At 50.2% G+C, this 12945-nt stretch carries 2 protein-coding genes and 1 pseudogene; all 3 read right to left on the bottom strand.

Translation table 11 applies throughout. The annotated features are described in order from the left end of the window. Positions 1-12 precede the first annotated feature (12 nt). A complete protein-coding gene (locus PsAD13_RS20415; RefSeq protein WP_063319305.1) occupies positions 13-5190 on the bottom strand; it encodes a DEAD/DEAH box helicase in 5178 nt (1725 codons plus the stop codon). 423 nt (positions 5191-5613) lie between these two features. Next, positions 5614-6690 (bottom strand): annotated as a pseudogene (locus PsAD13_RS20420) (IS3 family transposase). Positions 6691-7006: 316 nt separating this feature from the next. Further along, complete coding sequence (locus PsAD13_RS20425; RefSeq protein WP_063319306.1) at positions 7007-12556, bottom strand: DUF3883 domain-containing protein; 5550 nt, start codon at positions 12554-12556, stop codon at positions 7007-7009. Between the last annotated feature and the right edge of the window lie 389 nt (positions 12557-12945).

Genomic DNA, 12945 nt, shown 5'->3' on the forward strand with positions numbered 1-12945 from the left:
TTAACTGTCATATCAGCTTTCGAAATTCTTGATAAAACTATCCGGCAAACCTTCGGAGGGGGTAGAAGGCAAGCTAGATACAACCCAGCCTTTGTTCATGGCATCCGTCTTGGCCTTTGCGGACAGTTTTTTTGTTGTGGCAGCTACAGCGTAAGAACGCCAAACAAACTCAAAATTTTCGCCACCAAAGTTGGCAGGCGTCTTATCGGGTTGCGGTATGCTCGTTGCGCCAAATGCCTCAAGCCAAGGCGAGTTTGTTATTGCAGATGACTGCTTTGTCGCCAAGGAAGTCTGACCGCGTGCGAGGTCGATCAGCAATTGAGCCACTTCCAGACTATCACGCTTTATGAGTTCGTGATCCGGTTGGTTGAAGTAAGACAGAAGGCACCTATAACAGCCGCGGACACAACTCTCGTCCTCCTTCTCCCGCAACAGATCAGCATCTCCAGCAGCAATAGCCACCTCGACGTTTTCAAGATGCATTAGGCTCAGTGCTGCCTTGGCGATCTCATTAATTGCCTTTGGATCGTCGATCAAGCGCGTAAGTACACCGGCCCCACCTTCAGTCGCTTCATATGCAAGGATTGCACGCCGGTTATCTCTGGCCGGCAATGGCTCACCAAGGACTTCGCCTTCTTCGAGCTGGAAGACGACTTCAATCCCGCGCAGCAGCGCATGTTGAACTGTTGCTATCGTCTCGGGTTCGTACTGCTCCGGCTTCTCAAACCTGAATAGCAGTGCATTCTTCCGGTCGCGAACGATTGGAACAATTTTGACTGGCTTAACCACGTCCGGCGCTACGTCAGTATCACTGTCCTCTTCGTCAGATTTCGCCCAATAGCCAGACCTGGGATCGATGTAGAAACCGAAAACTGTTTGGTCTTTACGGCGTTTTAAGCCCTTGTTGAGACGGCTAATTTCTGCACTGTTGGCGTATTGAAGACTCAGAAGAGGAGATTCGCCGCACACGAACTTGGCCTCGGTAACTTGGATCTGACCGTCTTTCTTAGGCCAAGAGAAAACGGTTTGGATATCAAAACCCTGCCGCACCCGTTCTTCATCATTCGCAGTGATGCGTTCTGTCGGTGCTGCCTCGACATTGTCGATGCGCAGGGTTTTTTTGATTGGGACTTCTCCAGCCATGTGGTTGTTGCACCCATGGCAACGTTCGACTTCGCCCTCATGAGCCGCGCCGCAATTGGAGCAAATGTAGATGTCCTTGGTCGCCAGTTCCGATCCATCGCCTTGGCGCACTTCTGGAGGTAACTTGGCTTTCATCACGCGGTAGGCACGGCCTTCATGATAAATCAGGCTGCGTGGCCCAAATTCTGAAATGGCGAGGAACCGCGCTCTGGATAAAAAAGAGCCCGTTTTACCTTCCCCTGGCACAAACGCATAAAGCGGTAGGCGCGGGAAGTTATACCCAGGTAAGAAGCCCTCTGTTGCTAGATACCTATAAGAGTAAAAGTCAGAGCCATTTGATGCTTTACCTTGTTCAAGGATGGCGATCTGGTCCTGGGCTTGCATCTGCGCTGCCTTAATCTTGCCTCGATCTGCTCCTGACAGGCCGGTAATCTCGGAGCGCTTGTTTGCTTCCGCAAGCTGCGTTCTGGCTGAATTGTAGAGTTCACGCCAGCGATCAAATGCTTCGTCAAACTCCTTGGGCGCATTCATAGCCGTGTTAAACACAAAATCGTCTGGATCCTCCATCCAGATTGGTGGCTTTCCTCCATCGGAAGCCAAAATCTGTTGCAGGACACGTGCCATAGGTCCTTTTGCCTTCGAAACGAGTGATGGCTTACTTAGGACCGTTAGGACCTCTTTTTTCAGTGGGAACTTGTCAGCCTGAAGGTCTAGAATCTCTGGAATGTCGGGAGAAAGTGCCAACTTCGCCTCTGCCAACCAAACCGCGTGGAGGTGCGACCGTACCAACTCTTCATTCGTGATATCCAGTGCTGGCGGCCGAACCACACCTGCAATCATATCGTTGCGCCGGTCGAAGAAATACTGGTCGTGGGGCGATCCTGAAGCACAATATGTCACGACAACCGCTGCTTGCCCAGATCGGCCCGCCGGCCCTGCACGTTGCGCGTAGTTTGCAGGTGTAGGTGGTACGTTACGCAAGTAGACGGCGTTCAACGCGGAAATATCGACACCAAGTTCCATGGTTGGAGAACAAAACAGTGCCGGCAAAAAGCGATCAGTTTCACCGGTTGCTCGAACTTCTGTTCCATACTCCGAGGTTACGAGATGCTCCTTGTCATCATCTTCGAACCGGAAGCGCCATTCACGCCATTCCCGTTGTTTTTGTGAAACCTGTGCTGTGTGTTCGCGCCCCTCCAACCCCCAGTAGGAACTTCGTCCTTCACTGAGATCACTTGCAATTGTAGTATAGAGATCATGGAAATACCTGTTGCCGCGCTGGTTTTCGTCATCAAGTGCAGGTCCTGGAATCAAGCGGACTGCCGATGAAGAAAGTCGCCATCCAGTCGTATCTCCATCCAGTTCAACTGGGATGAGAACTCCTTCCTCACACATGAAGGTCAGAATACCCTCCATGAATTCGTAGTACTCATCTTTGCTCAGTCTTATGCCGAGGAATGATTTACGGTTGATGAGCCTCGCGATCCGTGAATTCGGTCCAGCCCGCAGAAGAGTTTGTTCTTCACGCAATGTCACATCGTTCTTGCTACCAGCTCGAAGGACCAGCGAGGATCGCGCTCTTGGGTTCTCCTTCAGATCAATTGCCCACGGTGCCTGAAGTAGATTTCGAGATTTCTGAGCGACACCGTCAAGAACTGTCAGATCCAACGCTTCGGTTTGAACAGCCAGACCTTCGAGCATTGCCGATAGGATCGTCTTGAGTACCAAGCGCCTATGATCAAAGTCTAAGTCACCCAATTTAGGATGGATTGCTATAAAACGCTCAGAATCTTCTGCTAACTCGTCGAGGCCAAGGAAATCGACATCAATCAGATTGAGAACAGACAGGCTTGGATTGGTGAAGCGCCAACCGCGACGCAAATCAGTCCAAACCCTGTGGGAAAGCACTTTTGCAAGGGAACGTTGGGCGTCTTCGCGAATGATAGCGCCTGCATTTGGATCAAGCAGCCAATACTGCCGCGCTTGCTTGTTGGCGGCAATGAAACCCAGCGCTTTCACAACATGTAGTCCGAACTCGTCTTCGGACAGCCCCCCTGAACCCGCTGCGACGACTGCGCGCAGAATAGCACCGCGCAACAAACTCACGAACAGGAAGTCATTGAAATGGCCTGATTGTAGAGCGGCGTCTTGGCGATTATCGGTGAAGCCTAGAAGTTTGCGCTTTGTTTCGGGCACGCCGCTGTCTGGCTTGTTCATCCATTCCAGCGCACTGGCCACAAGCAGGGTAGTTGCAGAACTCCGCCCTTCACCAGAGAGACCAGCAAGCTTACTGCGTTCACGCATCCCTTGCGTTGGCTCATCGTGGCAACACAAACAGAAGGCGAACTTTCCGGGAACAAACCAAAAATCATCCCCGCCAGCTCCGCAGCGGCCATCAGTTCCGATCGCGTAGACCACCGGCATACGCTTTTTGCGATAGCTTCTCAGACGTTCGATGCCATTCTTTTCCTCTCGCCAACTTTCGGGATAGCCCTCAAGATTGCCGGTAAATTGAAAATCGGTATCACTAGGATTAACGGGACAAAGATAACCTGCAACTACGTCTTCATCTGTATCGAGTGGGGTATCATCTATGCTTCGAGGAAGGAAACGGAGGTATCCATCCTCATCGACCTTTGTCACGACATGGTATTCTTGTCCACAGTTTCGGCAGAAACGTGTCGGATAAAGCCGATTGCCAGGAGTCTCGGGGTCCTCGAGCTGTCCTTCAAGCAGAATTCGCCGAGGTTTGGCTGCGAGTGTCGTGAAGATTTCGCCTGCGCCGGAGATGAAGCGGTGGAGCTTAAAGGCTAAAAAGGCACCATCCTTTGTGCCGCCTCGCTCATACTCGGGCAGACTTACCTGAGTCAGAAACCTCTCAAGATAGTCACGGCACGTTTCTGCATCGACTCCACTAGCTAGCGACAGCTTATTGAAAGCTTCTTCGAAAGGGATCGGTTTCCTTCTACGAAGTTCCAAACCATCGTCCAGACCAAGCTCTAGCTCTGACCACACAGACAGAGGATGGCGCTTGAGGGTCTCGTCATCTAGGTCATCTGGAAGCGGCTGTGTTAAGACCTCACTCAAAGCTCCAGTGATGTCCTCAGTCTTCAGTGTATCGACTGTCGCACGCTGTAAAGATTCATCAATTACTGCATCTAGACCAATTTCTGTCCCAAATAATCTCGAAGCAACTTTTGCTACAGAAAGTGCACGGCTCTCTTCAGAACCCTCTGAAGCCATCGTTGCAGAAGTACCAATACAGATTGGCTCATTATTTGGAGAACATCGGTCTTTAAGCCTTCGAACTAGGACGGCTACATCAGCCCCTTGACGGCCCCGGTACGTATGGAGTTCATCGAGAACTATGAATTCAAGACCATTTGCGTTATCTATAACTCGTGTGTCGAGCTCGTCCTGTCTGGTGAGCAACAACTCTGCCATCATATAATTTGTCAATAATATATCTGGCGGGTTATTAGCGATTCTTTGCCGGTCTTCTTGGCTTTCTTGCCCTGTGTACCTTTTAACAATCGGCTTTAAACTATCAGGCAACCCAGATTGACTTATGAACTTTTCAATCTCCTTCATTTGGCTATTTGCAAGGGCGTTCATGGGATAGACGATAATCGCTCGAGTTCTCCGTACCTTACCTGACCTTAGGGCACGAATAACAGCATCGACGATGGGAACAAAGAAACAGAGCGATTTTCCCGAACCTGTTCCAGTCGTAACAACGTAACTACGCCCAGACTTAGCTTTGGCAAGCGCTTCGGCTTGATGTTTGTGAAATCGAAGTGGAGTGTCACCAAACCTGAAAACTTGTTCAGCGGCCTCGTCTAGATCGCCAGACTTGACTAGGTCATTGACGGTTGGACCTGTACGGAACCGTGGGTTTAATGATAACAAAGCAGTCGGCCAAAAACGCTTACTTCTATATATATCATCAATTTGGGAGTTCAGGTCGTCAGCACGAATGCTGCAAAAGGATTTCGAGAAATTTTCATAATTGCGGACAATTACGTTATCGAATTCAAATGCTTTCATTCCGAATAATCCTATGTACCGACGTAATCTGTTAAATAGCAGCAAGTAAAAATAGAATTACCTTGTTCCTTCTCCCACAATTGTAGATATCAACAAAAAACTAATGACTAGACATGTATCAAACTTTTAGCATTTTAAAAGAAGACAAGTTGTCAGGTTATGGGGAAGGATTTGTACCTACGATGTAAAGATTATGAGTCTGAAATCTTGTTTGCTTTTCACTTTTCAGTCAGAGATAACCTCTTAGACGTCCATATTTTCGCATTACAACGAAGGTCGGTTTCCTCCGCATCTACAAGTTTAAGACCTCTACGATAAAGCGCTTCCTATCTTCAACAGTAAGTTAGGCGGGATCCACTTGAAGTTGATAGCATGCTCTGACTAAGGGTGTTCAATGTGACCTGCTCCGTTCAGAGTCCGCGATTATAGGTTAGCTCTGTTCTGGTCTTCCTGAGACTGTTTATGATACTCCCACGGTGTCAGCCCGTCGAGACTGGTGTGTGGACGTTGGTGATTGTAATCGTCGCGCCATTGGATAATCAAGGAACGAGCATGGCTTAAGTTCTCAAACAAGTGCTCGTTCAAACACTCATCCCGAAGGCGACCATTGAAGCTTTCGACAAAGCCGTTGTGCATCGGTTTGCCAGAGGCTATGTAATGCCATCCGACTTTGCTTTCCTCCTGCCATTTCAGGATCGCATTACTTGTGAGTTCGCTTCCATTATCGCTGACCACCATACGATGGTAGCTGCTCATCTCTGCGATCCGGTCCAGCTCACGGCCTACTCTGTGCCCTGACAGGGAGGTATCGACGACTGTAGTCAGACATTCGCGGCTGAAGTCATCAATCACACATAGAATGCGAAACCTGCAACCATCCATAAGAGCATCGGAGACAAAGTCCAGCGACCATCGCTGATTGATACCCTGCAGGATCGCAATAGGGGAACGGGTACCAATAGCACGTTTCCTACCGCCTCGCTTTCGCACACTCAGGCCCTCCTCACAGTAGAAGCGGTAAAGCTTCTTCCAGTTCAACGTCTAGCCTTCCCGTTTAAGCAAGATGTGCAGCCTCCAGTAACCAAAGCGTCGCCGCTCGGCAGATAACTCCCGAAGGCGGACCCGCAACTGTTTATCTTCCCTTTGAGCAGGCACCCGACGATAAACCCGCGGGTCAATGCCAGCCGGGGCACACGCATGGCGCTGCGAATAATTCTTCTTTAGCATTGCTCAGCCCACTGGTACGTCTCCTTGAACCGGGCTTCAGAAGTTCTTTCCGAGCATCTCTTTTAAGGTCGCCACATCAAGCATTTGCTCGACCAGCATCTTCTTGAGCTTGGCGTTCTCAGCCTCTAATGCCTTCAGTCACTTCGCTTCAGACACCTCCATGCCGCCATACTTAGAGCACCACTTGTAAAAAGTGGCGTCGCTTACACCATATTCCCGGCATAAGTCTCTTGCGCTCAAACCAGCCTGATACTCTTTCAGTATCCCGACGATCTACTCTTCACTGAAACGATTTCTCTTCATTGCCTGTCTCTAAAATTTAGGAGCAGACTAACTTCAATCAGAGGACTTTCTAGGGGAGTAGGTCAAGTGGACTTTGTTGCCCGCGAAGAACGAATAAACGGACGTTCAACCCAACTAGTTCGTGGTGCCGCCATCTTTGTGTTCTGGGGCGATTGGTTGGGGTCGTTCGAGCCTTTGGGTTTGCAGTGGTGGTCTGGCCCGGGAAAAGCTGAAATCGAGGCTCTCCACTTTTCCTAAACCAGTCCATTCCTAGGTGGATTAGACCGGAGCTTGACACCTGTACAGACTAAGGCCGATAGCTTACTCGGGCTCCGTCCTCAATAATCGAGAAATACTCCTCGTATTTTGGATCATACGGGTTGGGAAGAAGCGTGAAGGTTGGCGATGCGGAAAGTGCATTACTCACCCTTAAAATCCGAAATACCTGTGTAGCTCTTTTCTTTCTTTTGCTTCGAAGAGTTTCACGGGCTAGACGCACTTCCGATGATCCAAGAGTGAAATCTGTAGTATCTGAATCTGTTGACTTAACTTCTATGAAGTAGGTGCAACCGTCATGGGTGAAGCTGATATCGCATCCAAGTCCCTCATCTACATTGGGAGCGTTGTCCGGGTATGCTTTCTCGCTATATGCGGAAGCCCAATTCGAAGGGGATACAACAGTTGCGCCATATCTTCTTTGTAGCCATCTGAAAGCGTGAATCTCTCCTGCAGCTCCAATCAGGTCTTCCATGTTTTTGCTTTGCCGTTTCGGCGCACGCGTCGGTTTTCCTTTGTCGCGATGATTCCGAGGTTTATTCTTGTCAAGTTTTTTGGGAATCAGAGGGACTTGTAAATCAAAGCCTTGAAGGGCTGTGAGGCGCTCCTCATCGATCTGCTGGGCAATATGATCAAAAAGAGTAGAGAGGTTTAATTGGGAATTATCGAACTCCGCTCCACAGACCTCAACCAAGTGCTTACGGCGGTCGACGTCTTGCTTGGCTTTTTCCAACTCCCCAGCCGCACTATCCAGTTGTTTAGAGGAAACGCCAAGAAACTCTGAAAGCACTGCTGAAGACTGGGCCGCTTTCAAAGCTTTGTGCAAATCATGCGGCGCAGTATTAGGTAGGGAGTGCGCGACTAATTCGAGAGCCGTGTTTTCAGTCCAGTGATATGTGTACAAACTTCGGTCTGTAGTCAGCACGTGGGCTAAATCATCATGGCTGAAACCGACTAGCCAGTCCGCAGAATATTCACCGCCCTTGTCCGCATGCCATGCCATCGCGATTAGACGAAATTCTTCCAAGATAGTCGTCAGGAGCTTCCGGTTCGTCTTTGACAGATCCAAGGGGTCTTTGCCCACCACATGGCTCGAGCTGTTAATTTTTCGCTCTAACTCATCCGGGGAAGCTACCTCTTCAAAAACTGCGCAGATGTCATTGGAAAATCCAACTTTCCTGATCTCGTGAGCTATACTCTTGAGAAACTCAGGAAATGGCACCTGCCAAAAAGCACATGCCAAAGTGTCAGGACAGTTGATGCTATCTATATGCGACATCAACTCGGGATAGGTCGGCCCCTTGTTGTCACTTGCTGCCAAGGTCGCAGCAATCCGCCTGAGATGAGTAGCGGATGCTTCCCGATGCCTGGTAAATTCCTCTGTAGCAGCAGGATTGGCTAGTTCCATTTTCCCAGTTTTTGCTAGTTCCCTGTTCCATGCCTGAAGCTCAACACTACTTCCCAACAAGTCCCGCACAGCGCGTCCAAATTCGAACACGTCCTGCGCCCCCAACGCAGCATCAAAGACACATTCGGCTTGCGCATTACTGTCGAATACTTCACAAAGCAGCATAAGGATCAAATCTCGTTGATCGAGCTTATGCAATCGCGCGGATTGCTCCGGAAACGACAACACCCACATCAGGTGAGACAACCGTTCAATAGCAGGCCCTAGATCCCCGCGCCAGAGTTCAAACACTTCTCTATAATGCCCAAGCGACAAGTCCATTTTCCCAAGGAGGTGTGCAATGGCATTATCATCCAGACCCGGCCAGACTTCCCCCAAACCCATGCGGATCTGAAACTTTAGGTCTTCGCGTTTAATCATCTGGGTGAACGCATCTGCTACAGCTTCGACACTCTTCTCCCACCCGCTGTCTAGCAATAACCGATTCTCAACCTCCAGCCAGACGGCTTTCTGCAATTCAGGCGCTGCGACTTCCTTATCTTCAACCTCCGGCACCAAGCCTAGGTCTGGTACGACCGATACTTTGGCACTCCGAAAACAATCCAAATAGCTGTTGAAACCGGTTGCAGAAGTGCCTCGAGCATTAATGCCGTGAAACGCTGCAATTGTTAGGATAAACGGAATTGCCTCGCTGAGGTCCGGGAACTCTGTCAACAATACGCCGTCAGTGATGGCCCATCGACTTCTCCCTGAAAGTGGAGTCATTTGGATCTGCGCGGCATTGAGGACTCCAGAGGCGAAGGCTTCGGCAAACTCACCTGCCAAACGATTTGCGTCCGTAGTCTCGATAGTGACTGCAGGAAGAGCAAAATTGCGCAGTGTTGAAACTGTAGTTCGCGCATTGGGTAAATATACCGGTTCGTCTCCTGTTGGTGTCACTGCCTCAAGTGTACCGTCCGGTTGTTGAACAATGATCCTGTCAGGAAAATCGCCGACAGCAGTCGGCTGGAATGCTTTCCATGCGGTTCTGATTTGCCCGATGAACACATCCCTGTTTTGATATGCTCCTTTCTCAGCTGTCTCCGCCAAACAGGTCAGTAGCCGCGGATCGTTAGATGGTTGGTCCGGATTATATACTGGCATACCCAGAGCACTCAAAAAGGCCACAAGATCCTCATTCCGGTCCAACTGCTCCGCCATTATTGGAGGAAGTGGCGAAAGGTGTTCGAGGGTCCAAGCCCGCCCTCGACCGAGATGATGACTCGGCACATACCACCGCTCCGAAGCTGCACTCCAAGTCCAAGTTCCCTCGACACTGCGCTCCGCAACCCACTCAAGGTTCGCCAATTCTAATTGCAGTGGGGACGGGATCCTAATGTAGTCTCCTAAGCCTTCTACACGATGAATGGTGAGGGTTTTCCAGTTGTCTTGCCATCCTTTGGCGCTGACCATCACCGCATCAAAAAAGGCAGCACGAGATGCAGCATCAAATTCCGAATAACCTTCCAGCCCGGGAATCCAGCGTAAATCACCAACTTCATAATGGCCGTAGTTATAGCGAACATGGGCGTCTTTCAGGGCGACCTCGCAGACCTTGCTCCATGCAGACTTGCTAACATCCGATGGCGGTTCTTTTGGAAGTGTAAAATCTTGTTTGCTCGCGGAAAATTTTGCGCTCCATTCTTCTGGGCTGATCCACAAGAGTCTCAACCCGTCGTGAACACCGGCGTCACGCAAGAGATCTAAGATATTGTGACCCAGCCCAGCCCAGTCAGTATGCTCAGGGGAGCGCAAGATTCGATCGCGTGCGGCACGGGCGCTATTTGTCTTACATAGCTTAAGGTAACGCTCAACTGTATTGCCATGGGTTCCAGCCCAACCGTCACCAAAACTTGCAGTCTCGAGCCGGTGCCACCCTCCCCTGCAAGGGGCGGCCAGCTTTGCCAAAGCCCGAACAGCTCCTTGTCCTTCACCCCTAACCTGCATCGACTGCACCAGCCGAATCCCGTATGATAGAGCATCGCGGCAAAAATCGGCATTTGGGCCCAACGACCTGATCGGTAGCGAGGGAAGATTCGGAATTAATACCTGGGACAGCACGCTTTCGCGCCGGAACACCTCGACCAGACCTGCTTTGCTCAACTCACTATGTAGATTGGTGTTGTGCCACCGTCCTTGTCGCTGCTCGCTAACTGGAACTGCAGGATCAAGAATTGCAATCATCTGCCGCAGCGCATTCGGGATCTGATCGATATCGAGATCGCTGGGTTCGTCTTCCTCTTCCGGTCCCGCATGTCTTGGTTTGAAATAAATTGCAGCTCCAGATACCCCACCAGCGTGCAGCTGGCCATCGGAGCATAAAAGCAACTTACGCTCCTTAAGTGGCGACAGACCGTCCTCGAAGATATTCTGAACGTCCTCCCAGAATCCGGACCAATCAACAGAACCTGATGCATGTAGCTCAAAGGCGACACTTTCCACTGTTGCCGCTTGGTCAACCAGTGATGGCCTCCAACCTATTTCGTGGGCATCCGACAAGGACTCAATAGCGCTTGAGCGACCGACCAAACCGGCTGCATAAGCGGGGAAAACAGCATGTTGTCGCAACACTTTCGCTGTTAGGACCTTTGGTTCAGGTGGTAGCGGTATGAGCGAAGCATCACTAAGCGCCTTCCAGCCCTTGTCGCTTAGAAACCACGGAGCATCTTTGATTTCTAGATTTCTTGCCTCTGCCGCATGGCATAGATGCACTTGCCAGCGCTTTGCCGCGAGGTCGTCGGACGCATTCGGAGCCAAAAGATCTACGATATCTGCGGCTTCATTCTCAAACTTGCCCTGCAGATCGGCTTCGATTGCCTCAATGGCGAGATCAGCCGCTTGAGAAAGCAGGAAGTCGTTGTAGACTGCATCGCTCTCTGTTTTCTCAAGCGCATCACCGAAGTTGATCAACGTACGACTCATGTCACCAAAGAACGGCGCATTGACATTCACTGATGCGCCAGACTGGACTTTCGTGGGGAGGAAGATGCAGAGTTGGCCAGGCGTTGGCGACAGGCAACTCCCAACAGCCAAAGTGACGTCTACCTTTTTCAGTGTAGGCCACTGACCTGGTAATCTTGATATCGCGACACGGACATCTTTGGGCATGTCAGACACCATGATCTCGCGCCGCCAGGTACGAAACCGTCGTGATTTGCCTAAACAACCAATCTTGATTTCTGAGTACCGGCGCGGTCCTGCAGCGCCGCGTGCTGCGCTTCTTGAGAAGACATGGGTCTCCCCTGGGACAGAAAGTGTCAGCTCCGTCAATCTATCGAGGAACAACAGTGAGTTCGCATCAATCTCTTTCAGCCGCCGAGCAACTAGTTGTTCCGACTCTAAGGACTTCAAAGGTAGTGCAACGATGGTCGCAAATCCCTTAGCTTCAAGATCATTGATTGCACACGTCTTGTCTTGATCCTCAAGAGGCCAAGGCAAAAGGTAAGGGGACAAGAACGCAAGTTGAGAGCGTACCCAATCCTCTATTGAAGTTCCGGCCTCATCTGCTTGCCGATGAATGCTCAAATGCAACTTAGTCAGCAGTCCGTCATCCCAGTCAACGATATCTCGCAACCGACTTACACTCGTTTTTTTTCTCTCGATCAAACTCATGATCGGCTCAAACAGTTGCTGTACATACTCCGGACTGAATCCAAAACAATAACCATCAAAGCGCTCACTTGATTGCGAGCACCTCGACCAGATTTGCGGCTGTTTGCAGATTTCCAGAACACTGCGAAACCCGATACCTTTGTTGCCAATCGAGTTTTCCGGGCTCTTATCACTTTGACCAAGCTGCGATATGCTGACAAAATTACTTTCAGAGAACGGCAATCCATCATTGGCGACATAGAGCGTGCTAAAATCGCTATCTTTGACAAGGCGCAGTACGATGCGACCCGTGCCGTCATCAGCTAGTGGATCCCGCGCAATTGCGTCATAGGCATTTTGGATCAACTCTATCGCAAAACGCCCATGGTACTGATGCTGGACCTGCTCCGTCAGGCTGTGCACTGTTCGGTAGTTCGTTACTCCTTCGGCTAATTCATAGAGGAAGCTGCGCAGCTTGCTTTCCGTTACGTTGCGGACAGATTTAGCCAGATCAGGTAAGGTGCTTTCAACTTTGCAGTTCATGAAATCATTCCAAAGTAGACTGGGCTTATTTCATAAGCCCCTAAATGAAGTGCTTTAAATTCGGTTCAAAAAACTTTTGACTTAATCGAAGGCTTTCGTGTTCCAAAAAAACGATAGCGTTAAATGGCATTGCCCCTATCGTTCCTATAAAATTAGCTGCCACAAAGGGTTGTGATATTCAAGTGAGTGAGCTTCCTTCTACGTGAGCATTCGACGACAGGTTGATGCCGCTGAGCCCACACGGCTCCATGAAGAGGGTAACCACCTCCAGGAGCAAAATGAGATCCTTCAGACAGCCTCGGCTTATCGCAGCTAGGGTGGGGGAAGCCATGAGGATCAGCGTGGGTTAGGCACTCGAAACGCTGTTGGTGTACACGTATACCAAAAGT

The organism is Pseudovibrio sp. Ad13, from assembly GCF_001623225.1.
In the GTDB taxonomy this organism is placed as follows: domain Bacteria; phylum Pseudomonadota; class Alphaproteobacteria; order Rhizobiales; family Stappiaceae; genus Pseudovibrio.